The organism is Paenibacillus sp. FSL R7-0652 (assembly GCF_038595045.1).
Lineage (GTDB): Bacteria > Bacillota > Bacilli > Paenibacillales > Paenibacillaceae > Paenibacillus.
Map to the genome: position 1 here is coordinate 2,261,063 of NZ_CP152001.1, position 26,911 is coordinate 2,287,973.

Here is a 26,911-nt window from a genome sequence, read left to right on the forward strand (position 1 = left end):
GCAATGCTAATGGAGAGTTTGACGTATGAAAATCAAAGTGAGGATACGACATGAACCTGAAAGCAACCCGATTCATCGCATTATTTATACTGGCTGTGATGCTGCAGAGCAGTGCAGCGAGTTCAGCGTATGCCAAGCCCGTGCAGAAGAATCGCCAGTATTATGAAGAGCGGGGAGAGATCGTATGGGAAGTCCCTACACAGGACAAATTAATCGCCCTGACCTTTGATGATGGGCCAGACCCTGTGCAGACTCCCCAGATTTTGGCTGTGTTGAAACAATACCACGCTAAGGGAACTTTTTTTGTGCTCGGCAAATGGGCAGAAAAGTATCCTGATCTCGTCAGACAGGAGCAGCTCGAAGGACATGAGATTGCCAATCATACGTATGCCCATACGTATGCCGTTCGCTCAACAGCAGCAGACAAGTACATGAAAGATATGGAAGCGGCAGAAGCTTCAATCGAAGCTGCAGGTGCACATCGCCCGATGCTGTTCAGACCTCCTGGAGGGTACTATAACGATATGGTAATTCAGGCGGCCAAGCAAAAAGGATACACCATTGTTTTATGGTCTTGGCATCAGGACACTCGGGACTGGGCTTTACCTGGTGTGTCTGCCATTACGAAGAAGGTGCTGCATAATGCACGCAATGGTGATATTGTTCTGTTTCATGACAAAGTAGATGGCAAATCTCATACCATTGAAGCGCTAAAAACAATCCTTCCCAAACTACAGGAGCAGGGATATCAGTTTGTGACGGTATCGGAACTTCTTGCGGTGAAAGCCCGTGAAGCTGCGAAGGATGGTTTATCCTCTTCACTGCCGTAATGCCATCCTTAACACTGGGGAGGTAAGTTTCAATCTCTTCATTATTGAAGTATGGCTGGATCGATCCGCAGTAGTCGCTCGTATGCCGTCATGCCATTTCCAACCGCAGGTCCTTGATGCAATGCCGGACTGCGGTTGTTTGGCATGATCCGCTGCAGGGCATCTGCATGTATGATGCAGTCTTTTGTTTTGCAGCTCAAACGTCTAGAATAGATAATGCCGTAGGTGTAGAACATGCTGCATACCGTTCATGTAATGGCAGATGCTGCATTGCTGAGATTTCTATAAAGAGAAGGTGAATAAGTTGAATGGACAAAAGAGAGCAGACATCAGACCTGGTTTGGAGGTCGATATCGTACTGAAGCAGGATCAATCTTCTGGTAAACTGACGAGAGGAATCGTTAAGGACTTGTTAACCAATTCGCCAACACATCCTCATGGGATTAAAGTGAGATTAACAAGCGGGCAAGTCGGCCGAGTGAAACATGTGGTATCCGCAGGCCATAGTCCGCAATGAGGTTAAGCGGCAGGCTGGATACCACTGCAGTGGTGATGGCACATGTGTCGACGGTTAATTCGCGTCAGCAGGATGCCCAACGTCTGCTGCGAGATTGGTCTCGATCACGCGTCACATTTAGAGGAGAAAAATAGCCGCTATGGTAGTTACGATTAATCCAAGAATCACCGGTTTCAGATTGCGCCGTGCCAGTTCAAACGGGCTGACCCCGCAGATGGCTGCCGCTGGAATCAACGCCCACGGAATTAACGTTCCGCCGCCGACCCAGATTGCGGCTACTTGGCCAAGTGCGGTAAGCATCGGGGCAGAGCCTGCTGTTCCGGCAAACATGGAAGCCGTGGAGCCAACCAGTGAAATTCCTGAAAATCCGGAGCCGTCCATACCTGTCACGGCTCCGGTAACAGTCATGGTAACAGCCCCCACGGTGTCATTCAAAGGCACAAGCCCCGCAAGCGCCACTCCGAGATCATTGACGATGCCATGGGATCCTTCAGGAAGCGGGTTTACAAATAACTCGGTAATGGCAGCGTCTCCAAGATAAAAGAATGCGGCAATCGGAATGACTGGACCAAATACTTTGAATCCGAATTGAAATCCCTCAATGAGATAATGGGTCGTTTCCTCTGATCCGCTGAGGAGGTGTGCAGTAATAGAAACGGCAATCAGAATAACAACCGCGGTTCCCCCGATTAGTGCGGTAGCGTCCCCGCCCTGCAGGTCAAGCACAAACATCAGTACAACGTCCAGTGCGAATAACAACGGAATGAGCAGAGCGAATGTTTTTCTCAGACGAAGAGGCATCGCTTGGAAGGGTGCAGATTCATTTGTTTCTGATTGTGACTCAGATGCTGACTGCTGCTGCACAGAATCCTGTACCTTCCCTTGGGTGGATTTCATTTCTTTGCGAAGCATCCAGAATGCGGTAAGGGTAGATACCGTACCCATGACGATGACGAGAGGAACACTGGCAGCCATCACCGACGTAACGGGAAGGCCTGCTGCATCGGCTGTAAGTTTCGGAGCACCTTGAATGATGTAATCCCCTGACAGGGCAATGCCGTGTCCAAACAGATTCATGGCGATAGCGGCTCCAATCGGAGGTAAACCCACACGAACGGCTGCAGGCAAAAGCACGGCTCCAATCAATGCAACTGCCGGAGAAGGCCAGAAAAATAAGGATACCACCATCATAATCAGTCCTATACCCCAGAATGCGGCTGAGGGCGTACGAATAAATCGGGTGAGGGGTGCGACCATGACTTCATTAATTCCTGTTCGGATCAGAACGCGGCTCATCGCAACAATAATTGAAATGATAAAGATTGTACTTAATAATTCTTTCGCTGCGTAGATAAAACTGTTGAAGATTCCGGCGACCGACCCGCTTAACGTTTCCGCTGCCAGCAGTCCAACGGTCATAATGCCTGCGACACAGATGATTGTGGTATCTCTGCGCCGCACCATAACAGCGATAATCAGGACAATAAATGCCAGATATACATAATGCAGCGGGACGAGTTGAATATTCATCATGATGACAGCCTCCCTATATCCCTGGTCACCGACCCGGGCGTGATATATCCTATGCATGTCAAGCCCGGGTGTTCAAGGAGCCGCAGCGATTGAAAGATTATTCTTATTCTGTCTTTCGCATACTTGGTGTGAGCGTCTTTGTCTTTGGTTCAACATATACAGCAGGATTTTTTTTACATTCGGAGAATTATTATGATTAAATGCTGGCATGCACGTCGCGGGAGCATATGATTTGCATCAAGTCACAAGAACACATATCCGGGAGTCACCGAACCTGATAGACAGCGTCAAACAGAGGTGATTACAATATACATGCCATCTTCAGGGAGAAATTAGAAAATGCAGCTCAGTCTGAATCAAAAGGACGGTAATCTATGAACCTGATCCGTTCATTGCGTTTTAAATTTATTGTGGGACTTACACTGATCATGCTTCCTCTATTTTTGCTGCTGTACTACAACAATGTGTACGCTATGAAGGTTGTCCGGGATAAGGTATCCCTTACCAATATGAATCATCTCGCCAAAAACGTGGAACAAAATGAGCGAGTATTACAGGAAACGAATCGATATTTATACAGTTTGGGCGAGCGTGACCCTGATATTATCTCTCTGTTTTTTCTTCAATACGGAAGCGGAGACTACATCATTGCCAAACAGCGCATCATGAATAAATTTATGACCGATATCGGTTTCTACAATCTTATCGACTCTTTTTATTTGTATGATGCTGTGAATGATGACCTGCTGCTGGCGACCGCGGGCAATTATGATATTAAAAAATCCGTGGTACAGCGCAACATGCCTGCCCAGATGCGTCAGCTGGAAGGAGATATTCAGAAGCCGGAATGGAGCATTGTGCGCGGAGGATCGTTTAATGCGCTTGTGAAAACGGTGCGCATTAATCAGCAGTTTTATGCCGGTGCACTGGTCAATATGAATGCGCTGAATGACTCACAGCAGTTTACGGAATCGGGAGACAGAGGTGGAGCGGTTATCGTTACACCCGATGGCAGAGCTTTATCCGATTCTACGTTAAACGCGGGGCAGATCAAGCTGGCGGCCGATCATTTGACCGGGTTGGAGAGCCCGTATCAGGTGATCTCTGAACCTGGCAGGCAGGCTCGTCAATATCTGATGGTAGGCATTCCTTCTGCGATGTCGGAGATGAACTACGTCGTATTACTGCCAGAGGAAGATATGATGCGCAACCTGCCGTTTTTTCAGCAGATCATCAGGCTGCTTCCCATCGGGGCGGCTGTCATCTTGATTACGGCGCTGTTCTTCCTGAGGCAGCTGCTGTTTCGGCCGATGAATGCTTTGATTCGGGGGATGAGAAGAGTTAGTCGGGGTGAACTGGATGTAACGCTGGAGGCACCATCCTCGTCCGAACTGGAGTTTGTAACACGCAGCTTCAATCAGATGATTCAGGAAATTCAGCACCTGAAGATTGATGTATATGAGGAGCAGCTGCGTACGCGTGAGGCAGAGTTCAAGCAGCTGCAGATGCAGATTAACCCTCACTTTTATCTTAATTCTCTGAACATTATCCACAGCTTGGCTTCTCTGCAAAAGCATGAACTGGTGCAGCAGATGGCAGGTCATCTGGCTGACTATTTCAGATCCAGTTTACGAGCCGGCAAACGTGTGATTACGCTGAACGAAGAGACGGAACATATTCGGCACTATCTGGAAATTCAGAAGCTTCGTTTTCCGAGCAAGCTGGATTTCGAACTGGATATCAGTCCGAATGCCGGACATTATGTGCTGCCGCCGCTGACGATTCAGCCTTTTGTGGAAAATGCAATTATCCATGGTTTTCAACGCAGAATGCAGCCGTTTGTGATTCGTATTACCGCACATCTCACTGAACCTTCGGGCGGCCTGACGGGTGAAGGTGTGCTTCGGCTTCAGATTACGGACAACGGCGTCGGATTCGAACCCGGGATGCTGGAGCAGCTGCAGCAGGGGCAGTACGCCAAAGACCCCGGGGGACAGCACATTGGAATATGGAATGTTGCCCATCGCCTGCTCGTAAAGTATGGTCATGAGGCCGGGTTAATATTTGAGAATAGACCAGAAGGAGGCGCTGCAGTAAGCGTTTATCTGCCTGCTCAGACTGAAGAGCAAGAAGGAGGAACTCATGCGGAACCTGTTGATCGTGGATGATGAAGTGTACGCCTTACAGGCCATGCTGGAGGGTGTAGACTGGAAGGCAGCCGGAATCGATCAGGTGTTTGGTGCGTGTGATGTCGAAGAGGCAAGACAGGTTATCCGTACACATGCCATCGACATTCTGATCTGTGACATCGAGATGCCTGGGGAGACCGGGTTGGACCTGCAGAGCTGGGTATTAAAGCATGACCCAGCCATCCTGACTATTTTTCTGACGGGGCACGCCCTGTTCGATTATGCTCAGACAGCTATCAAATTGAACAGTTTTGATTATTTGTTGAAACCGGCCCCTGCAGACCAGCTGCTGAAAGTAGTTGCACGAGCTTTGGAGAAGATCAGGGATGGGGAACAGCGCACACGGACGAATGAAGTTTACGAAATCGTATACAAACGTTGGAAAACACATAAACCGCTGCTGACCGAACGATTCTGGAAGGATGCAGTATCCCAGCGGAGCACGCTAACTCCGCAGCGGCTGCAGGAACTTGCAGAACTGTATGGTGCAGAGATTGATCCCAAGGCACGCGTACTGCCTATCGTCATATCGGTGGAGGAATGGGTCCGTGAATTTAATCTGCGCGACGAAGAGGTGCTGGAATACGCACTCCGTAATGCGGCCAAGGAAGTACTGCTGGGGGACAAATCGGGTGAAGTGTTTCAGGACCACAGCGGATTGAATATTGTACTGGCCTACGAACAGGACGGTGTCATTCTCACTGCCCGAGAGGCGGAGCAGCGTTGTGAACGGTACATTCAGGAATGCGGCACCTACTTCTACTGCCGTTTGTCCTGTTACGTAGGGGCGCCGGTAGCCGTGACCGAACTGCAGGGCATGCTGAATGACCTTATGGACATGGAGCGGCGGAACATTAAGGAACTGGAAGAGGTATTTGTTTATGATGAGCGTGAGCGGCATCATGAAGATCGCTTTTTACCCATTCCGTGGTTCTCGGAACTGTCCGTTCTTTTTGAGACCGGTAAAGTAGATGATCTGCGCGAACGTGTGCATGAAATCTTCGAGCTTCTTGCTGCCCAGGAAGGACTGTCCCCGGAGATGCTGCGTCTTTACTATCATGCGATGCTGCACGTAGTCTATCCGCTGCTGCATCAGAATAATGTGTCGATCCGCAGCCTGTACCCGGGAGAGCGAGAGCCCGAAGAAGCCATGGTTACAAGATCGCTTCCGCAGTTGAAGCAGTGGACACTCGATCTCATTGATCGTGTCATTCCGGTACTGTACCCGAATGATCAGAATCCGATGTCGATTGTGGATCAGCTGTGTATTTACATCGAAAACCATATCGGCGAAGAGCTGATGCGTGAGGAACTGGCTGCGTTTGCCGGATTTAACCCTGCTTATCTGTCCCGTTTGTTTCGTAAGGAGAAAGGCATGTCTTTATCCGAATTTATTCTGCAGCGCAGAGTAGCCATGGCCAAAACGCTTTTGTCTCAATCCACCGTCAAGGTGACGGATATCGCAGGCAAGGTCGGTTACTATAATTACTCCCATTTTACGAAAATGTTCAAAAAATGTACCGGCATCACCCCTCAGGAGTTTCGCAAACAATCCAGAACCGTGTAATCAGGCGCAGCATGCTGCGCCTTTTGTATGCTGTTTATGGAACAAAAGTCATAATTTGATCATTGAACAGGTCACCACAGCAGATAGAGGACTTGATCGCCCCGCCGTATACTTGAACCACAGGAGGCGCAACGGAGCTTCATCCTGAGGAAGAATTCAAGAGGAGTGAGGGAGAACACGTTATGAAGACACAACCCCAAGCGGGTAAGGGCGTACGAATATCGGAGATACCGGAAGGCACAATTCGAAAACGCAAGTCCGTGCTGCACAATCTTGGCAAATACAAGGTGCTTTACCTGATGTTTCTGCCAGGCATTCTGTTTCTGCTGGTAAACAATTATATGCCGATGTTCGGCGTTCTGATCGCATTCAAAAATGTAAACTACGCGGACGGAATATGGGGAAGCCCGTGGAGTGGGTGGGACAACTTTAAGTACCTGTTCTCCACCAGCGATGCATGGGAGATTACACGAAACACGCTTGCATACAACACCGTGTTTATTGCACTCAATCTGCTTGTCGGTGTGGGTCTCGCTATTCTGCTCAACGAAGTCAAAAACAAAGCGATGTCCAAACTGTATCAGTCGCTGATGCTCCTGCCTTATTTTTTATCGATGATCGTGGTTAGTTATCTTGTACTCGCTTTCCTCGGTAAGGATTCGGGATTTATGAACTCAACGATTCTGCAAATGTTCGGAGGTCAGCCAATTGACTGGTACTCTGAACCGAAGTATTGGCCGTACATCCTGCCGCTCGTAAATACATGGAAAAATATCGGTTATTATGCCGTCATTTATCTGGCCGCTGTTGTGGGCATTGACGAAGAGTACTATGAGGCAGCTGTGCTGGATGGTGCATCGAAGTGGCATCAGATTCGTTTTATTACGATTCCGTTTCTGATTCCGCTGATTGTCATTATGACACTGCTTCAGATTGGTCGTATTTTCTATGCAGACTTCAGCTTGTTCTATCAGGTCCCGCTGGAATCAGGCGCGCTGTTCCCTGTAACCAACGTACTTGATACGTATGTATATCGAACATTCCTTATCGGTGGAGATATCGGGATGTCATCTGCAGCAGGTCTATACCAAGCGATTGTCGGCTTCGTACTGGTGCTGGTGTCCAATACCATCGTCAGACGGATTGACAAAGATAATGCATTATTTTGAGAGGAGGCAAGTCAGTTTTGAAAACACGTGACCCCTTAGCTGTATCCCGGCGTTCCGCTGGTGTTATTCACTTTATGTTTCTCTTCTACGCCATTGCCTGTATCGTGCCAATCATACTGGTCTTCGCCATCTCTTTCTCGGACGAGACAACCGTTATTGCGAATGGTTACAAGCTGATCCCGGAGAAATTCAGCCTCACGGCCTATGAATTCCTGTTCAAAGATATGGATCAGATCATTCACTCGTATGGAATCTCAATCATTGTTACTGTCGTAGGTACAATCACGAGTGTTGCGCTGACCGCGCTCTATGCCTATCCGCTTTCGCGGAGAGATTTGCCGTACCGCGGCTGGTTCGCTTTTTTCATCTTCTTCACGATGCTGTTTAACGGGGGACTTGTTCCCTGGTATCTGGTCTATGTCAACGTGCTGGATTTGAAAAACTCGATTTTTGCCCTTATATTACCACTGCTGTTATCACCGTTCTTCGTACTGGTCATGCGTACCTTCTTTGCCAACTCTATTCCGGTATCCATTCTGGAATCGGCACGCATTGATGGAGCAGGTGAGTTGAAAACGTTTTTGCGGATTGTATTACCGCTCTCGCTGCCTGTTATGGCAACCGTCGCCCTGTTTAGTACGCTGAACTATTGGAATGACTGGTATCTTAGTATGATTTTTATTTCCGATAACCGGACGATCAGCCTTCAGTACCTTATGTACCGGACGCTGCTCGATATTCAATATTTAACAACCAACTCCAACGTTTCTTCACAGATCTCATCACAGGGCGGAATTCTTAATCTGCCGAACAAAACGCTGCAGATGGCAATGGCCGTCGTCGGTATAGGGCCAATCGTACTGGCATATCCATTCTTCCAGCGTTACTTCATCAAAGGTCTGACCGTAGGTGCTGTGAAGGGATAACCCAGCCGGTTAGGGAGCGGGGAAGGTCAACCCGAGGTAGACGAAAGGGCATATATAGAAATGCTTACCGTTTATTTGGAATTGGGGTTAAACGGTAAAGGGTCCATCATATGAACAGGAGGGGTTCAATTGGTTCAATCGTTAAAGGTATGGTCACGTATGACAGCGGCAGCCATGACATTAGCTCTGGTACTTGCTGGCTGTTCGTCCGACAAGGGGGGCACAGCATCGCCGGGGGCCGAAGGCAGTACACCGAATGCAGGCAATACTGAAAAACCTTACGAGGTTTCCTTATTCTACCCGGGCACACCTCAGAAGGATGTTGCACTTGTGGAAGCGGAGATTAACAAAAAGATGGAGCCCAAGATTGGAGCCACGATCAAAATCAATGCGGTGGACTGGGGACAGTGGGATAACAAGCTGAACCTGATGATCTCCTCAGGGGAAAAAGCAGACATTATCTTTACGGCCGCTTGGCAGAACTATACGGTAAACGTGGCTAAAGGCGCATTCCTGCCATTGAACGATCTGCTGGATGCACATGGTCAGGATATCAAGAAAAATCTGGACCCTGCCTTCCTGGAAGGTTCTCAGGTAGATGGCGTAAATTATGGCGTGCCAACGAACAAGGAACTGGCTGCCACTCGCGGCGTGCTGGTACGCAAGGATCTGGCTGACAAATACAAACTGGATCTGACCGCAGTAAAAACGTGGGCTGATCTTGAGCCGCTGCTCAAAACGATTAAGGAAAACGAGCCGTCCGTCACTCCGTTCTATATGTCCAATACAAATGGCAACGGATTGCTTGAAAATCTGGACTGGGATTATCTCGGTGATGCCTCTGTACCGGGTGTGATCTCTAAGACAGCAGGTGAGACAACCGTGCTGAATGAAGTGGAAACACCGGAATTCAAAGAAGCGGCCGAGCTTGCGCGTAAATGGTATCAAGCAGGTTATATTAACAGTGATGCAGCAACATCCAACGTATTCCCGAAAGACCAGGCGAAAGCCGGAAAAGCCTTTATGTGGACCGATGGTATGAAGCCAGGTAAAGACAAGGAAGAAGAAGGGTATGTAGGACACCCACTCACGCAAATTGAGATGACCAGTCCAACGATTACAACAGGAGATGCATCGGGTGCAATGCTTGCGATCTCCCGTTCTTCTGAACAGCCAGAAAAAGCGATGCAGGTCATTAATCTGCTTCACTCTGACAAAGAGATCAACAATCTGCTGAACTTTGGTATTGAGGGTAAACACTATGTGAAGGTTGAAGGACAGGATAATATCATCAAACTGCCTGATGGTGTCGATGCCAACAGCCGTACCTACAATCCGGGTGCACAGTGGCAGCTCGGTAACCAGTTCCTGAACTATCTGTGGGATAACGAAGATCCGCAGAAATGGGAGAAGTTCAAAGAGTTTAATGCCAAAGGCGTGAAATCGCCTGCCCTTGGTTTCACCTTCAACAGCCAGTCGGTTAAAAATGAAATTGCGGCTGTAAATAACGTCAATAAACAGTTCAAGCCGGGGATGACCTCGGGTGCTGTTGACCCGAATGAAATGATTCCGAAATATCTGGAAAAATTAAAAGCAGCAGGCATCGATAAAATTATCGCGGCCAAACAGGAGCAGCTGGATGCATTCCTGGCGAAAAAATAACATGGACTGCATTCATTAGATCATAAAGGACGTTACCGTTAAAACGGTAACGTCTTTTTTTTGTGTTTGGATTGTAAATCAAAAATAGGAAAAATATGATATAATCAGGTGGCTGATTAGGAGGTGTTTGCGTGAGGAGAATCAGACTTGCATTCTCTGGGACTTTACTGCTGTTTGCGATCATCTTTACCTTTAAACATCATCTCGGTTTTTCAGTAGGCGATTCGCTGCTGTTATCCATTGGCATTTCGCCGTATACAACATCCTATTTAAGCGGTGTACATATCACGATCTACTTTGGACTTGGCATGCTGGCCTGTGGATATTACCTTACACGCAAGGAGATGATGCACAAGTTCCCGCTTATGGCAAGAACGTTATGGATTGCTGTTCTGATCATCATATTCAGTTATTCTTATATGACAGACAAGCTGATGTACGTGGTGAAATGGGGATCTACGGGCATGAGCAGTATATCTTATATGCAGAATGACAGCTCGTGTACTTACGATGTTTCATCGAATGGACAAGCACTGGCAACCTGTAAACTGACGCTGAAAAATTACAGCAGTTCGGCGGTCGCCGCCATGGTTAAGCCTGATTTGGCCGGAAGTTATCGTAAACAGGATGATCCGCTTTCTGCATCCTTACAGTCGGTTGAGCTGCAGGCGATACCGATCCGGATTGAACCCCGGAAGACATTCACAGGAAAACTTGAATTTTCCGGTATGGCAGCTTGTCCGCTGCAGGTTAGTGGGAATCTGAATGATATCGTACTTGATGTGGCGGTGGATGGAACCAATACCGTATTTGATTATGATATTCCATAGTAGGCGGATACAGACTTTAGATTCAAGTACATAGAGCAGTATCGTGAATCATCTGTAGGAAGAAACAATGAATGGTCAAATTGGTATATACGAACAGAGCCGGCTGCCCCCGGCTTTTTTCATGCGCAGAAGTTGAATTTAGTGCTGAAAACTTGCTATTATCTCCTTTTCCGCAGCGTTGATCACGCTTACGATAAATAGTGGGGAGTTCTGACTTTTTAAAGCATCTAAGTGGGCAGTGCAGCTCATGTTCAAGAAATAGATTGTATTTACAGCTGGCATGACTACAATTAATGTCACGACAAAATCTAGATGAAGCGAGATGAACTTCCATGTCATACCGGACAAATCTGTTTTCCAAAATGGTCATTTTAATTCTAATCATGCTGATTCCCGTAGTGCTCCTATACTGGTACTCTAATCATAAAACAACAGCTGTACTGCGGGCCGAGCTTAACCGTTCAAACAGTAATCAGCTTGAGTTCTTTCAAAACCAGGTCAATACCCATATCGAGCTGTTATCCTCATGGCCCAATCTGCTGATCCATGACCCCGATATTGCCAGCTTCCGGCGCATATTCGCGGAGAGCAGCTATTTCGATCTGGATGCGATCAATCTGGTCAAACGAATTCAGAATAAGCTGAGTATTCAAGAAAGCTCATCCAATTGGGAAACCAAGTTATATCTGTATTCCCCATCACTGGGCAGAGTGATCTCGGAACGGGATGCCCGCACGTATGACAAGCAGGCGTTAAAACAAAATATCATTTCAGGCTGGGATGTTCACAAAGTCAAGGATAGGCAGCAGGAACGTTTTATGTTCAGCTGGATTACGGTATCTCCGTATGGAATCGAGAACCCTGCCGAAAATGCGGAAACGATTATCAAGCTTGAGTTTGACAGTGATAATATCCGGGATATGCTGGATAAATTTAAAGGGGACGGCAGGCATGACCCGTTCTATTTTCGTGAAGAAACAGGTGTGATTTACAATCGGACATCAGACCATTCTTTGACAGATCAACTGATTAAAGAATTATCCAGCCGTAAATTGCAGGACGTAGAAAACCGCACGGTAAACATCGACGGAGAGCCATACATGGTCAATTCCGTGAAATCCAGTACAACCGGCTGGTATCTCGTAGATTACATGCCGCTGTCGGATATCCTGAAACCGATCCATCAGTCGAATATCCTGTTTTATTCAGCCATGATCTGTCTGCTGCTGATGAGCTGTGTTGCTGCGTATCTGTTATATGTGCAGGTTCAGGTGCCTGTAAAACAGTTGATTCGCGGTTTCCAGCGGTTGAAGCAGGAGGATTACTCGGTACGAATTCAGCCGAAAGGGCGCAATGAGTTCAGCTTCCTGTCCGAGCGCTTCAATTCCATGGTGGAAAAAATTCAGCAGTTGTTTGAGCACGTATATCTGGAGCAGATTCATGTTCGGGAAGCCCGGTTAAAGCAGCTGCAGTCACAGATTAACCCGCATTTCTTCTATAACTGTTTCTCGTTCATTACGAGTATGGCGAAGTTGAAGCGAGTGGATGCCGTTGTGGCTATGTCCCACAATCTGTCAAGGTACTACAGATATACAACAAGGCAGGAGCGGGATCTGGTTCCTTTATCCGAGGAGATCGAATTTGTAACCAACTATTTGGAGATTCAGCGAATGCGCATGGAGCGTATCCATTATACGCTTGATCTGCCAGAGGAGATGCTGCACATTGAAGTGCCGCCGCTGATCGTACAGCCTTTGGTTGAAAATGCGGTCATCCATGGAATCGAAGCGGACGCAGAAGCTGGGGAGATCAGAGTGTCCGGGGAGAAACGGGATGGACAAATGCTTCTGATTGTTGAAAATGATGGTCAAGGGATGACACAAGCGGCACGTGAAGCGCTGATGATCAAACTTACAGGTTCGATGGATCAGGAGATGGGCTGCGGATTGTGGAACGTGAATCAGAGACTTCAGCTGAAGTACGGGGAGAAGGGCGGCATTCACATTACCGAATCGGAACTGGGCGGAGTTCGTGTAGTTCTGTCGTGGCCGGTAGAAGAGGAGCGCTCTGCGGAACAAGAAAAGTAATCATATGTAAGTTCCTGTGTACATGCAGAATTTAATTTTACGAAGCGGAAATGGGGAGGGATTCAATTGATCGATATCCTGCTTGTTGATGATGAAACGTATGTAACGGAAAGCCTAGAGCTAACGATTCCTTGGGGGGAACTTGGAGTATCCACTGTATTGCGAGCTGCATCGGGTAAGGAAGCTCTGGCAATTATGGAGGAGAATGCGGTTGATATTGTTGTGACAGATATTCGTATGCCTGGAATGACAGGCCTTGATCTGATTGCCGAGGTGAATCGGCGCTGGCCGCACGTACGATGTATTTTGCTGACCGGGCACAGTGACTTTGATTATGCCAAAAAAGCGATTCAGCTGCATGCAGCAGATTATATTTTGAAGCCGGTTAACGATGATGAGTTTATGAGTTCGGTATCTGCGGCGATTACCTCCGTGCGTGATGAATGGGATGAGTTTGACAAGTATCATCGGCTCTTGTACAGCCGTAAGTCCGATTACAAAATTTTGCGGGAGATTCTGATGCATGATGTACTGCTTGGCCGGGAGATAACGCCTAAAGCTCTTCGGGAACAGTTGAAGGAGTACGAGCTTCATATGGAACCTGAACGGCCAGCTGCGATGATGCTGATTCGTCTGGCGGGACGATTCTCGGGAATGGATCAGCAGTCACTGGATCTGATGGATTTTGCTGTGGGCAATATTGCAGAGGAAGTGCTCGGAGAGCATTACAATGTCTGGTTCGGCCGTGGACCACATGATTGTCTCGTTATGTTTCTGCAAAATCAGGAGCCAGCTGAAGACTCACGTATGGATCATGTCACTTTAAAAGGTGCTGCAGAGACATTCCGCGAGCATGTGGTCCGTTTTCTACAAGGTGATCTGTCTATGGTGATTACACCCCCGTTTCCATTCAGCGACCTGACTACCGTGTATCGTAAAAGTCTGGGATCTCTTGTTCTATCGGGACCGGGCGAACACCAGATTCTATACATCGATATGGAGCAGACCCTCGGCAAACGCCCCGATAATGATGCTGCACGTGCACTTGAGGAGCTGTATAAACCACCTGTTTTACCTCAATTACTGGAGACCAAACAGTGGGATGCTGCGGCACTGAAGTTAAATACAGTCTTTGACGGGGTGGAGAAGGTATGTTTGTCCAGAGAGCATGCGTATGAAATGTACTTGTCAGTTACGAATGCTTTTATGTATATTGCTCACAAACAAGGACATCTGGTGCATGAGATTGATCATGCGGGTTTCGATCTGGTGCTGGCGCATCAGCTGATTCAATCTCCAGAGAAGCTGCGGCGCTGGGCGATGGACATGCTGGCGAAGCTGCAGGAGGAACAGTCGGATCAGGAGGGGGTACAAAGTCGCAGACATGTAATCAAACAGGTGCAGGAACTTGTAACCCGGGACACAGGGCAGGACCTTTCCGTAAAGATGATTGCAGACAAAGTTTATTTACATCCGGTGTATCTGTCTAAAATTTATAAAGCAGAGACCGGAGAAGGTCTGGGAGACTACATGATCCGGATGCGTATGGAGCGCGCACTGTATCTGCTCAAACATACCAATAAAAAAATATACGAGATTACGAGCGAACTGGGGTATCAAAATCCGCAATATTTTAGCAAAATGTTCAAAAAACATTATGGTATGACACCGAATGAATTCCGGGATCAGACATAAATGCAGCATGATTCGAGTATTTAGGTTGGTAAAGGTGCAGAAATCTTGATTTCGTATCATAGGCTGATGTGTCAGACAGGCCTATAATGAAAGGGTAACCAAAACGATTTAAGGGGGAACAACATGAGAGCGCAATCGACGAAAAAGAGATTCTTGTCGCTTCTCGCTACGACGCTCTGTCTGACCGTCGTTCTTGCAGGATGTTCAGGAGGTAGTGGGAGCAAAGAGGGTGCCGAACCAAGTGCATCCGGGTCCCAAAATGAATACAAGGAAAAGTATGATCCGGCAGTAACGATTACAACAGCATGGGGGATTGACCCGGAACTGAAATTTAAAAATGGCGAATCTATGGAAAATAACGTCGCTACCAAATGGGCGAAGGACAAATTCGGTATTGATATCAAATCCCTTTGGTCTGTTACCGATACAAACAGTGCATTTGCAACCAAAATTCGTTTGGCCATGTCCTCCGGTCAGGAAATGCCTGACATCGTTACGATTGGTCAACCAGACAATCTCGTAGCTCAAGACTTGATTGACTCTGGCATGTATCAGGAAGTAGGACCGTTGTTCGACAAATATGCTTCAGACACATGGAAAAAAGCGATGGAGCAGGATCCTGAAGTCTGGAATCAATACAGCCGTGACGGCAAAAGAATGGGTATTCCGGTACTGGATTACGCGTACAACAACGATTATTTGCTCTGGATTCGTCAGGACTGGCTGGACAAGCTGAATCTGAAAGCACCTAAAACCATTGACGAGCTCGAAGCCGTAATGGAAGCGTTCAAAAATAAAAATCCGGATGGATTGGCTCCAGACAAGGTCACACCACTCAGCATTGGTTTCAAGAAATCCATGAACACATGGATGGGAGATCCATCGTGGATCTTTGGCGCATATGGTGCCTTACCGCAGCAATGGAACGTAGGTGAAGACGGCAAGCTGGAGTATGGTTCCATCAATCCTGGTATGAAACAAGGTTTGAGCAAGCTGAATGAATGGCTGACCAAAGGTTATATTCCACAAGAAGCAGCACTGTGGGATGAAAACAAAACGGCTGAGCCAGCAGTTGCAGGTACAGCCGGCATTATTCCAGGTCCATACTGGATGAGCGGATGGCCGCTGAACGATACGGTGAAAAATGTCCCAGGTGCAGTTTGGAAACCGATTGAGATCCCGGGTGGCCCTGATGGTAAAGCGATGCGCCATGGTACAGCATTTGTCAATGGTGTTACTTTGATCAAGAAAGACATGGAACATCCAGAAGCATTCTTTACGTATCAAAACTATCTGTTTGATAATTATGCAGATCCGAAACCAGGAAGTGAATATGATAACGGTCTGTTTGAAGGCTATGACTATGAATTAGATGCAAACGGAAAACAAAAACGGTATGAAGACATTGAGGGCGGGTATGTCAACGTAGTACGTTATTTGCTTGTGCGTGATGGCGCCCGTATTCCGGACGCACAGATGAAAGCCTTGCTGAATCTGGCCAATGGCAAAGAGCCAGAAACCAAGCTGGAAAAAGATGTTGCCGCGAATTATGGTAAAGAGACACCTGCCGCAGCGAAAGTGCTGCTTGAACAGAAAGATATCTCTTTCAAAAACATGTTCACAGGTCCTACGACCAAAACGATGAAATCCAAGCTGGATTATCTCAACAAAATCGAGAACCAAACGTTTAATGAAATTATCTATGGCAAGAGTCCGGTCGATGCGTTTGATACATTTGTTCAAACATGGAAATCCGGCGGCGGCGATCAGATCACTCAGGAAGTGAACGAGTGGTATGACGGCGTGAAAAAATAATCGATTTACGCAAGTGAAAAGGGTAAAGCAAGAGAGACGCATAGACGATACAAGTCTGTGCGTTTTTTGTGTTTTCTAACGTTACAGAATGAAAAAAAAATGCAGTGAACAGCGGCTTGAATGCCCTGAGTGTGCCTCTTTCCAATGCATGTTCAAAGTAGTTGCTTTTGTGCCATTTATATTGCTTTTATGCGCTGTTTGGAGGTGCGGGAAGGTTGATATAATTTGCTTATAAGCCGCTCAGGGAGTACTTGAGTAGGAAGAATTACAGGGGGAGCAATCATGAGAACTTTAAAACGAACTTGGCCATTCCACGTAATGCTGTTGCCAGCCATCATTTTCCTGATTATTTTCAGTTATGTGCCTATGGGCGGAATCGTTATGGCATTCCAGGACTATAAACCATGGCTTGGCATCAGCGGCTCGGATTGGGTCGGGCTTGATAACTTTAGATATTTATTCGAACGTGAGGACAGCCTGCAGGTCATCTGGAACACCCTGATCATTGCTGTGCTCAAACTGATTTTTAATCTGTTCGTCCCGTTTGTGTTTGCGATCCTGCTCAATGAGGTTCGCAAGATGGCGATTCAGCGCACGATCCAGACACTGGTATATCTGCCTCACTTCTTGTCTTGGGTTATCTTGGGCGGAATTTTGCTTGATCTGCTCTCAACAGGAGGTCTGGTGAATCGGGTGCTCGGTACTTTTGGCCTTGGACCTTACTTCTTCCTTGGGGATAACAGCTTGTTCCGACAGACGATCATTGTGACGGATGTGTGGAAGGAATTCGGCTATAACATGATTGTTTTCCTGGCAGCTCTTGCTGGCATTAACCCGGCATTGTATGAAGCTGCAGAGATTGATGGAGCCAACCGCTGGAAGCAAACGCTTCATATTACGATTCCGTCGCTTGTACCTATGTTGATGGTTGTGGGAACGCTGGCTCTGGGTAACGTACTGAATGCCGGATTCGACCAGATTTTCAACTTGTACAACCCGCTCGTATATCAAACGGGAGACATCATTGATACATTCGTATATCGCTCGGCGCTGGAAAATGGAGAGATGGGCTTTGCAACCGCAATCGGATTATTCAAATCCGTCATCAGTATGGTCCTGATCCTCGTATCGTACAGCCTGGCCAAAAAATACGCCGGATACCGCATATTCTAACCGAATGAACAGAGAAGGAAGGGACTACGATGTATCATAAATCACCATCATACCGCATATTTAACGTCATCAATATCAGTTTTCTCATTCTGATTGCCATCATGTGTATTGTACCGATGATTCACGTCCTGGCTGTATCGTTCAGTAATAAAGCTGCAGCCGATGCCAATCTGGTCAGTCTCTGGCCGGTAGGTTTCTCCCTTGAAGCTTACAAAAAAACGATGAACAATCCGATCTTCTTGAACTCACTCTGGATTTCACTGCTGCGTACCGTCATTGGTACAGGCATTACGCTTCTTATTACTTTCCTGGCGGCATATCCGCTGTCCAAGGAAAACAGTGAATTCAAAGGCAGAACCGTGTATTCCTGGATTTTCGTATTCAGCATGATTTTCAACGGCGGTTTGGTTCCATTCTACATGGTCATTCAGAAGATCGGTCTGATGGATTCCTTCTGGGTGCTGGTACTTCCAGGTGCAGTCAACACGTTCCTGGTCATCCTGATGCTGAACTTCTTCCGCGGTATTCCGAAAGAGCTGGAGGAAGCGGCATTGATTGACGGAGCTAACCACTTCAGAACGCTGTTCAGCATTTTCCTGCCAATCTCCATGCCTTCCATTGCAACCATTGCACTGTTCAGCATGGTGTTCCACTGGAATTCCTGGTTTGACGGACTGCTGTATATGAACAATGCGAAGGATTATCCACTTGCAACGTTCATGCAGACGGTTATTATCAAACGTGACATGAGTACGATGGCGATGAATCCGCAGGAAGTGGCAACGATCTCGCAAACGACGGTACGTGCAGCCCAAATCTTTATCGGAAGTGCACCGATCCTCATTGTGTATCCATTCCTGCAGCGCTTCTTTGTAAAAGGTATGACACTGGGCTCAGTTAAAGGCTGAGCCTGAATCCCTAATAACTGGAGGCTGATATTTTTGAATCAATCAACCAAACAACCATTCATTCTTGGCATGGATGTTTCATTTATGGACGAGATTGAACAGCATGGGGGAACATATCGTGATGCAGACGGCAGGGAAGAAGATCTGCTCACCATTCTCAAACTGAATGATACCAACGCCATCCGTCTTCGCATCTGGAATGATCCTGTCGGCGGATACTGTAATCTGGAGCGCACCGTAGAAGTGGCGAAACGAATCAAGGCACAGGGATTGCAGTTCCTGCTCGATTTCCATTACTCTGACCGCTGGGCCGATCCGGCTAATCAGTGGAAACCAAAAGCTTGGGAGAATCTGTCCTATGAACAGCTCAAACTGGCCGTATGCACATATACCGCAGACGTACTTCGAACACTGAAAGAACACGATGCGCTGCCGGATATGGTTCAGGTCGGGAATGAGATTACACCAGGTATGTTATGGGACGAGGGTCGTGTCGGCGGTGAAGAGCATGATACGGACGAGCAGTGGCAGCGTTTTGCCGGACTTGTGAAGTATGGCATTGCGGCAGTCAAGTCGGTTGATCCTTCCATTCAGATTATGATTCATATTGATCGCGGCGGTGACAATGTCGAAAGTCGTAAATTTTATGATCGCTTTGAAGCGCTTGGCGTCGAGTTTGACGTGATTGGTCTTTCTTATTACCCTTGGTGGCATGGAACACTGGACGCCCTGCGTGACAATCTGAATGATCTGGCCAAACGCTACGGCAAACCGATCAATGTGGTGGAAACGGCATACCCATGGACGCTGGAGCAGCCCGAAGGTATCGAGTGGATTATGAATCAGGAGGATATGCTGCTGCCAGGATATCCTGCAACAGTGGAAGGACAGACGAAGTACCTGAAGGATATGCTGCAGATTATTCGTGAAGTTCCCGGCGATCTGGGACATGGTTTCTATTACTGGGAGCCTGCGTGGATTCCGAGTAAAGAAGAATGGTCTGTAGGACACCCGAATAACTGGGGTAACCTGACGATGTTTGATTTTAAAGGACGCAAGCTGGAGTCATTTAAAGCCTTAGCTTCCGTACAAGAGCTGGACAACAAGACATACGTATAAATAATGAATGAAACAAATAAATGGAATTCAACAGCAAGGGAGTTCTCAAAATGACATTTAAATTTCCACCCGTAAGTTCCAAAGCCCCGCACATGCTGCATGGTGCTGACTACAACCCGGAGCAGTGGCTCCGTTACCCGGAAGTGCTGGAAGAAGATATTCGTTTGATGAAACTGGCGAAATGTAATGTGATGTCCATCGGTATCTTCTCCTGGGTATCCCTTGAGCCGGAAGAAGGGGTTTATACGTTTGAATGGCTGGATCAGGTGCTGGATCGTTTTGCGGCAAACGGAATCTATGCATTCCTGGCAACACCAAGTGGTGCGCGACCTGCATGGATGTCGGCAAAATATCCGGAAGTGCTGCGTGTCTCCGAGAATCGGGTCCGCAATCTTCATGGATTCCGTCACAACCATTGTTACACCTCACCTGTTTACCGGGAGAAAGTAACCGCAATGAACAGCAAACTGGCAGAGCGTTATTCCGATCACCCGGCTGTGATCGGCTGGCATATCTCGAATGAGTTCGGCGGCGATTGTCACTGTGATTATTGTCAGGAAGCTTTCCGCGGCTGGGTTCAAAACAAGTACAAAACTTTAGATGAGCTGAATCATGCTTGGTGGACGACCTTCTGGAGTCATACGGTAACGGACTGGAGTCAGGTTGAATCGCCGGCACCACACGGTGAAACACAAGTGCATGCGATGAATCTGGACTGGCGTCGTTTCGTCACCGATCAGACCGCTGACTTCATTGTACATGAGACGAAACCGCTTAAAGCCAAAAATCCGAATTTGCCTGTAACGACCAATCTGATGGAGTTCTACGGCGGATTAAACTATTGGAAGTTTGCTGACATTCTCGATTTCCTCTCTTGGGACAGTTATCCGACGTGGCATGATGCAGCGGACGATGCGAAACAGGCATCACGCATTGCCATGATGCATGATATTGTACGTTCCATCAAAGGCGGTCAGCCCTTCCTGCTGATGGAGAGCACACCAAGCTCAACCAACTGGCAGGATGTTAGCAAACTGAAGCGTCCGGGCATGCATCTCTTGTCCTCCTTGCAGGCGGTAGCCCATGGGTCAGATAGTGTACAGTACTTCCAATGGAGAAAGAGCCGTGGTTCCAGTGAAAAGCTGCATGGTGCAGTGGTTGACCATGTAGGAACAGAACATACACGTGTGTTCCAGGATGTGACCGATGTAGGCACAGCGCTGCAGAGCATGGAGGATATCGTGGGTACTTCCGTTCCGGCTGAAGTGGCTATCATCTTCGATTGGGAGAACCGCTGGGCCGTGAACGACTCCCAGGGACCGCGTAACATCGGGGTGAAATATGAGCAGACCGTAGAAGCTCACTACGAAGCGTTCTGGAAAAAGGGTGTAGCGGTCGATGTCATCGATATGGAAGCTGATCTGTCCAAGTACAAAGTGTTAGTGGCGCCGATGCTTTACCTCGTTCGGGAAGGGGTAGGCGAACGGATCGAGAAGTTTGTCGAGCAGGGCGGTACATTTGTGGCAACCTACTGGTCTGGCATTGTGAACGAGAATGATCTGTGTTTCCTCGGTGGATTCCCGGGTCCGCTTCGCAAAACGCTCGGCATCTGGTCCGAGGAGATCGACGGTCTGCATGATCGTGAACTGAACGGAATTATTCCAGCGCAGGGCAATGAACTTGGACTCACTACAGAATATGATGCCATTGAGCTCTGCGACCTGATTCATTTGGAAGGTGCTAAATCTCTTGCGGTATATCGTTCTGATTTCTATGCGGGACGTCCAGCTTTAACCGTGAACGAACTTGGTTCAGGAAAAGCATACTATATGGCAGCGCGGATGAAAGCACCATTTTATAATGATTTTTATGGCAAGCTGATTGCAGAACTGGATCTGGAACGTGGACTCAAGTCAGAACTGAGTGCAGGAACTACCGCACATGTACGTACGGACGGTGATTCCGACTATGTATTCGTACAGAACTATACGGAGCACGAAAAACAGGTGCAGCTGGACGGTCATTCATACACCGATGTGTTAAGCGGAGAGGCGGTTGAATCGGTCTTGAACCTGCATCCATACGATATTCGTGTGCTGCGCAGAGCTGCCAATCGCAAGTAAGTATAGACTAGAGATATGAATGGGGCACTTGAGTTCTCTGGAAACATGAGGTTGAACGTGATTTCGATGAACAAACGAATGCTGCACATAGAGACACCGTAAAATAGATTGTCCTGGGCCTTGGAAAGGGTGCCGGGGCAGTCTTTTTATTTTGTTCTACATGGGGCTTGAGAGCCTTTTTTGGACAAGATAAAGGATAATCGTGTCCGCGCAGCGAAGACAAACACGTAACTTGTCAACTTAAGACTTTCATTGTCTGGGAGGAATTGAGATGAATCAGAGAAATCTGGACGGCAACAGCATTATTATTCGGCTGGAAATGACAACGAAAGATATCAAGTTTGGCGAAGTGGCTTCAGCCATCTCGGAAGCTGGAGGAGACATCATTGCCATCGACGTCATTTCGACCAATCAGGATGTCAGCGTGCGCGACTTGACGGTCGCAGTCACCGATTCACAGGATAACAGCAAAATTATAGAAGGGGTGCGCCAGCTCAAAGGTGTATCCATCGTTAACGTATCGGATCGTACATTTCTGCTTCACCTCGGCGGTAAGATCGAAGTGACACCCAAGACGCCGATTCATAACCGGGAAGACCTCTCGCGTGTGTACACGCCGGATGTGGCTCGGGTATGTTCGGCCATTTCAGAGGAGCCGGGCAAAGCTTTTTCACTCACGATCAAAAGAAACACAGTAGCCGTTATTTCTGATGGCAGTGCAGTGCTTGGACTCGGTAATATCGGTCCGCGTGCCGCGATGCCGGTGATGGAAGGTAAAGCGATGCTGTTCAAGCAGTTCGCTGGCGTGGATGCGTTCCCGATCTGTCTGGATACGCAGGATACTGAAGAGATCATTCGAACAGTGAAAGCGATATCACCTGCGTTTGGCGGCATTAATCTGGAGGATATTTCTTCTCCGCGCTGTTTCGAGATTGAACGCAGGTTAAATGAAGAACTGGATATTCCGGTATTTCATGATGATCAGCATGGGACGGCCGTCGTATTATATGCGGGTTTGATTAATGCCCTCAAGCTGGTTGGCAAATCCATTGATAATGTAAAGATTGTTGTGTGCGGTATCGGTGCAGCGGGTGTGGCATGCAGCAATATTTTGTTATCTGCAGGTGCGAAGCGGCTCATCGGGGTGGATCGTGAGGGCGCCATCGTACGCACGAATTCGTACGACAATGAAGTATGGACGGAATATGCGTCACGCACTAATCCCGATCTGGAGACAGGTTCACTGCGCGAAGTTATTCGGGGAGCAGATGTATTTATCGGCCTGTCGCGCGGCAATCTGTTGACCCGTGAAGATGTGCAGACAATGGCGGACAATCCGATTGTATTTGCGATGGCTAATCCGGTGCCCGAGGTCATGCCGGCTCTGGTTGAAGATATAGTTGCCGTTATGGCGACGGGACGTTCGGATTATCCAAACCAGATTAATAACGTGCTCTGTTTCCCTGGCATGTTCAGAGCTGTGCTGGACTGCCGTGCATCCGAAATCAACGAAGAGATGAAACTGGCAGCAGCCCAGGCAATAGCCTCGTCTATCTCGGATGAAGAGCGTACACGTTATTACATTATCCCGAGTGTGTTTAACGATAAGGTGGTCAAATCAATGCGCAGTCGTGTCATTGAAGCAGCAGTCCGGACAGGTGTGGCGAGACGTATACCGCGTGAACAACCACGTGAAGGCGGAGAGTCCTGATGTCATCGGAATCATCGCGTCGATCTATGGAAGCCGAAGACACACAAGCTGCTGACGGCCCGCCAGCTGAACAAGAGCAGGTGAACCGGGACGGCAGCACGACTCACGAAGCTGTTCTATGCGCCGCTCGTGCCTTTGTGCAGCAAGAAGCATCCCGGCATTCCGACGGGCATGACTGGTCCCATATTGAACGTGTCACTGCTCTAGCGGTCCGCTTGGCTCATCAGATGGGCGCAGACCTGTTCATCTGTGAACTGGCTGCACTGCTGCATGACGTGCCGGATGAGAAGCTGAATGACAGTCTGGAGGCCGGTATGGCTAAGCTGCATGCCTGGCTGGATACCCAGCCGCTGGCGCCTGAAATGCGGGAAGCGGTAGTGAACATTATCAGCACGATCTCCTATGCTGGCGGCCAACGTGCTGCAGTTTGCTCGCTGGAAGCTCAGGTGGTGCAGGATGCGGATCGGCTGGATGCGCTGGGAGCCATCGGCATTGCCCGTACATTTGCATTTTCGGGGGCCCGTGGGCGTGAAATGTATGATCCTTCCTTACCGCCGCGGGAGCAGATGACCCGTGAGGAATATCGGAATGGGCGCAGCACAACGATCAATCATTTTTACGAAAAGCTATTCAAACTTAAAGATCTGATGAATACTTCCTATGGCAAACAGCTCGCTCAGCAGCGTCATGATTATATGGTGCAGTTTGTGGAGCAGTTCAAGAGGGAATGGGAAAGCGTGGATGGTTAGACCGCGGTATTCCGTAATATCCCTGAATTAAAATCATTTTGGAGCATTTCGCCCCTGTACCGGGGCGGGGTGCTTTTTTAGAACCGCTGTACATACCGCAGATGTCGAATACTGAATCGCTTACTGCTTTTGAGCAGCAGCGAAGATGGGCCTAGGCCCAAGATTTGTCTGCATATGGGTGGGATCTTGGAACTGGGATAGCAAAGGCGTAAGCTCTCATGGTACAATGAATCGTTCTCCTGAACTCATTCAGGTAAAAAAAGAAATATGGGGTAATAATGAACATGATTATCATCAAAGGTAAACGAACAGGTCGCATAAAAGGAGGGAGATGCCGTGTCATTTGGAGCACGTGTTCTTAAGACAGGTATAGCGGTCACGCTGGCTTTATATCTGAGCAGTCTGTTCTTGAATCCGCAATCTCCTGTGCCTGCTGCCATCGCAGCGATATTTGCCATGCAGCCTTCCATCTATCGTTCTTGGAAGTATTTCCTCGATCAGCTGCAGACGACCACGCTTGGCGCGATTGTAGCTCTGCTGGGCGGCATGGTATTGTCCAATGAACCCATCGCGGTAGGCTTGATTATTGTGCTGGTTATTATGATCTGTCTTAAATTAAATATGGGTGAGACGGTGGGTCTGACACTGGTCACGGTGGTATCGATTATGGAAGCTTCAGGGGATTGGCATTTTGCGCTTAACCGTTTCCTGCTTACACTTGTAGGCATCATATCCGCTTTCCTGATCAACATCTCTGTGTTTCCTCCCAAGCCCAAAGTACAGTTCGTGAAGCAGATCCAGAGTGTGTTCAACGGCATGTCACTGCTGCTCCGCACGTCGATCTCGGATGAGATCAAAGAGGTTGTTTTCCGGGAAGAGAAGAACAATCTTGGCGGGTCCATCAAGTCTCTATCTGACAAATACCACCTGTTTGAAGAAGAGCAGAAGAAGATGAAACGTGCCAAATTCAGTGAAACCCGTCAGATGGTCGTATATAAGCAGATGCTGTTAAGTCTGCAAAAGGGGTACGATGTACTGGATTCAGTCGAACGTCATTACTTTCAGGCACAGCGGACACCGGACATGGATATGTTCTTTGACACCCATCTGGAACGGGTCATCAAGTTTCATGAACATGCACTGCTCAAATTCGAAGACAAGTTAAAACCGAATGGCGAAGAGGCTGCGCAGTTTGTAACGGAAAATGACTTTTTCATGGAACAGGCCATTACCCAGTTTGATATTGACAAGGACGGCATGTTAAGGTTATCCATTGTAGCCGCGGCAATATACGATTACGGTTATCAGCTCGAACGGCTGAACCGGCTTGCAGACCATGTACACACTTCGAGTGAGGACAAAGAGTCCCAGGACAATATTTTAAACTGGCTCAAATGGCCTTAGCTTCTGAAATCAGCTACAATAGAGGAACAACCAAGCCCGGACAGCAGCGTCCGGGCTGTTCGTATATTTGACTCGATGATGTATTTTCACAATGCTAAATGACAATGATACTGAATTCTGAATGAATTGAGGGATAGAAGAGATGGAGATGGATCAGCTGGATGCAGCGCTGTTGGAATGGTTTAGTGGAAGCAATCTGGAGAGCAAGCAGCATGAGGCGATGCAGCTGCTGACGGTAACGGATGGGCAGTGGCCGCATCTGGCCATGGTCAGCATGGGCGAAGTGGTTGCCATGAGCCCGAGCCGCCTTCGATTGGCACTCTGGCAGGGTACGCAGACAAGTATGAACATGATGGAAACGGGCAAGGCTGCGTTAATTGCAGTGCATGGACAGCGTTTACTGCATGTTCGGCTGGAGGTCCGTCTGCTGCCGGAGTTAGCAGACGCTGTTCACCCGCGGGATCGGTACGAATGTAATATCCTTCATATTCGTGTCGATCAGGCACCCTATGCGGAAATTACGTCAGGTATTACATTTCAATTGAAGGATACAAACGGAGCATCGGCACGCTGGGCTGCAGCAATTGAGGATCTGAAGAAGTAGCGGGAAATGAAAAAAGGGGTAATACTGCATTAGCTGAACTCATGCGCTGCGGAGAACTGGAGAGGGCAGAAGATTGATCAGTCATGGGGATATTTTGTGCACATCATTAGTAATTGGTATTACAGCTTATGTTTTTCAAGAGAAGCGGCATTAGGGGAAACAACAAATAACGTCTCCGCTTGCATCGGGACGCTGTCACTGGTAGAATATAAAATGGTTTTCTTAAAATTAGGATTAATTAACATAAAATTAAAATGTTTACTTTCTAATAATTATACCATTGCCTTTTCGGGCTTGTCA

The 26,911-nt window shown here is 47.9% G+C and carries 21 protein-coding genes; 19 read left to right on the forward strand and 2 right to left on the reverse strand.

The window, feature by feature from the left end; genetic code table 11:
- Nucleotides 1-50: 50 nt before the first annotated feature.
- Nucleotides 51-830, forward strand: a complete 780-nt coding sequence (locus MKY97_RS10395; RefSeq protein ID WP_342555357.1) for a polysaccharide deacetylase family protein — start codon at nucleotides 51-53, stop codon at nucleotides 828-830.
- A gap of 41 nt (nucleotides 831-871) precedes the next feature.
- On the opposite strand, the gene MKY97_RS10400 is transcribed toward MKY97_RS10395, so the two are convergent.
- Nucleotides 872-1,066 carry a hypothetical protein gene (locus MKY97_RS10400; RefSeq protein ID WP_342555358.1) on the reverse strand — a complete coding sequence of 65 codons (195 nt, stop codon included), beginning with the start codon at nucleotides 1,064-1,066 and terminating at the stop codon, nucleotides 872-874.
- 68 nt (nucleotides 1,067-1,134) lie between these two features.
- Between MKY97_RS10400 and MKY97_RS10405 the strand changes: the two genes are divergently transcribed.
- A complete protein-coding gene (locus MKY97_RS10405; protein ID WP_342555359.1) occupies nucleotides 1,135-1,347 on the forward strand; it encodes a YwbE family protein in 213 nt (70 codons plus the stop codon).
- A gap of 117 nt (nucleotides 1,348-1,464) precedes the next feature.
- Here the strand turns inward: MKY97_RS10405 and MKY97_RS10410 are convergent, their stop codons facing one another.
- Nucleotides 1,465-2,877 carry a hypothetical protein gene (locus MKY97_RS10410; protein ID WP_342556296.1) on the reverse strand — a complete coding sequence of 471 codons (1,413 nt, stop codon included), beginning with the start codon at nucleotides 2,875-2,877 and terminating at the stop codon, nucleotides 1,465-1,467.
- Nucleotides 2,878-3,254: 377 nt separating this feature from the next.
- On the opposite strand from MKY97_RS10410, the gene MKY97_RS10415 reads away from it, so the two are divergent.
- From MKY97_RS10415 to MKY97_RS10495, 17 genes are all read left to right on the forward strand, one after another.
- Nucleotides 3,255-5,048 (forward strand): sensor histidine kinase, encoded by a 1,794-nt coding sequence (locus tag MKY97_RS10415; RefSeq protein WP_342555360.1) that lies wholly within the window; start codon nucleotides 3,255-3,257, stop codon nucleotides 5,046-5,048.
- Nucleotides 5,023-6,636 carry a helix-turn-helix domain-containing protein gene (locus tag MKY97_RS10420; protein WP_342555361.1) on the forward strand — a complete coding sequence of 538 codons (1,614 nt, stop codon included), beginning with the start codon at nucleotides 5,023-5,025 and terminating at the stop codon, nucleotides 6,634-6,636. The genes MKY97_RS10415 and MKY97_RS10420 overlap by 26 nt, the downstream gene beginning before the upstream one ends.
- A gap of 182 nt (nucleotides 6,637-6,818) precedes the next feature.
- Nucleotides 6,819-7,805 (forward strand): ABC transporter permease subunit, encoded by a 987-nt coding sequence (locus MKY97_RS10425; protein ID WP_342555362.1) that lies wholly within the window; start codon nucleotides 6,819-6,821, stop codon nucleotides 7,803-7,805.
- Nucleotides 7,806-7,822: 17 nt separating this feature from the next.
- Nucleotides 7,823-8,731, forward strand: a complete 909-nt coding sequence (locus tag MKY97_RS10430; RefSeq protein ID WP_342555363.1) for a carbohydrate ABC transporter permease — start codon at nucleotides 7,823-7,825, stop codon at nucleotides 8,729-8,731.
- A gap of 129 nt (nucleotides 8,732-8,860) precedes the next feature.
- Nucleotides 8,861-10,393: an ABC transporter substrate-binding protein gene (locus MKY97_RS10435; RefSeq protein ID WP_342555364.1), complete on the forward strand. Its 1,533-nt coding sequence runs from the start codon at nucleotides 8,861-8,863 to the stop codon at nucleotides 10,391-10,393.
- 131 nt (nucleotides 10,394-10,524) lie between these two features.
- Entirely contained in the window at nucleotides 10,525-11,223 is a 699-nt protein-coding gene (locus MKY97_RS10440) for a hypothetical protein (protein ID WP_342555365.1), read from the forward strand.
- 332 nt (nucleotides 11,224-11,555) lie between these two features.
- The gene (locus MKY97_RS10445; protein WP_342555366.1) at nucleotides 11,556-13,310 is read left to right on the forward strand and encodes a histidine kinase; all 1,755 of its coding nucleotides are present in this window, start codon (nucleotides 11,556-11,558) and stop codon (nucleotides 13,308-13,310) included.
- Between the two features lie 66 nt (nucleotides 13,311-13,376).
- The gene (locus MKY97_RS10450; protein WP_342555367.1) at nucleotides 13,377-15,005 is read left to right on the forward strand and encodes a response regulator; all 1,629 of its coding nucleotides are present in this window, start codon (nucleotides 13,377-13,379) and stop codon (nucleotides 15,003-15,005) included.
- 123 nt (nucleotides 15,006-15,128) lie between these two features.
- The gene (locus tag MKY97_RS10455; protein WP_342555368.1) at nucleotides 15,129-16,820 is read left to right on the forward strand and encodes an extracellular solute-binding protein; all 1,692 of its coding nucleotides are present in this window, start codon (nucleotides 15,129-15,131) and stop codon (nucleotides 16,818-16,820) included.
- A 282-nt stretch (nucleotides 16,821-17,102) separates the two neighbouring features.
- Nucleotides 17,103-17,993, forward strand: a complete 891-nt coding sequence (locus MKY97_RS10460; protein WP_342555369.1) for an ABC transporter permease subunit — start codon at nucleotides 17,103-17,105, stop codon at nucleotides 17,991-17,993.
- Nucleotides 17,994-18,022: 29 nt separating this feature from the next.
- Entirely contained in the window at nucleotides 18,023-18,901 is an 879-nt protein-coding gene (locus tag MKY97_RS10465) for a carbohydrate ABC transporter permease (RefSeq protein WP_342555370.1), read from the forward strand.
- A 33-nt stretch (nucleotides 18,902-18,934) separates the two neighbouring features.
- Entirely contained in the window at nucleotides 18,935-20,020 is a 1,086-nt protein-coding gene (locus MKY97_RS10470; protein WP_342555371.1) for an arabinogalactan endo-1,4-beta-galactosidase, read from the forward strand.
- A 50-nt stretch (nucleotides 20,021-20,070) separates the two neighbouring features.
- Entirely contained in the window at nucleotides 20,071-22,143 is a 2,073-nt protein-coding gene (locus MKY97_RS10475) for a beta-galactosidase (protein WP_342555372.1), read from the forward strand.
- A gap of 271 nt (nucleotides 22,144-22,414) precedes the next feature.
- Complete coding sequence (locus tag MKY97_RS10480; RefSeq protein WP_342555373.1) at nucleotides 22,415-23,854, forward strand: NAD-dependent malic enzyme; 1,440 nt, start codon at nucleotides 22,415-22,417, stop codon at nucleotides 23,852-23,854.
- Nucleotides 23,854-24,603: an HD domain-containing protein gene (locus MKY97_RS10485; RefSeq protein ID WP_342555374.1), complete on the forward strand. Its 750-nt coding sequence runs from the start codon at nucleotides 23,854-23,856 to the stop codon at nucleotides 24,601-24,603. The genes MKY97_RS10480 and MKY97_RS10485 overlap by 1 nt, the downstream gene beginning before the upstream one ends.
- A gap of 336 nt (nucleotides 24,604-24,939) precedes the next feature.
- Nucleotides 24,940-26,007, forward strand: a complete 1,068-nt coding sequence (locus MKY97_RS10490; RefSeq protein WP_342555375.1) for an aromatic acid exporter family protein — start codon at nucleotides 24,940-24,942, stop codon at nucleotides 26,005-26,007.
- Nucleotides 26,008-26,149: 142 nt separating this feature from the next.
- Nucleotides 26,150-26,611, forward strand: coding sequence for a pyridoxamine 5'-phosphate oxidase family protein (locus tag MKY97_RS10495; RefSeq protein WP_342555376.1), 462 nt, complete (start codon nucleotides 26,150-26,152; stop codon nucleotides 26,609-26,611).
- The last annotated feature ends 300 nt before the right edge of the window (nucleotides 26,612-26,911 follow it).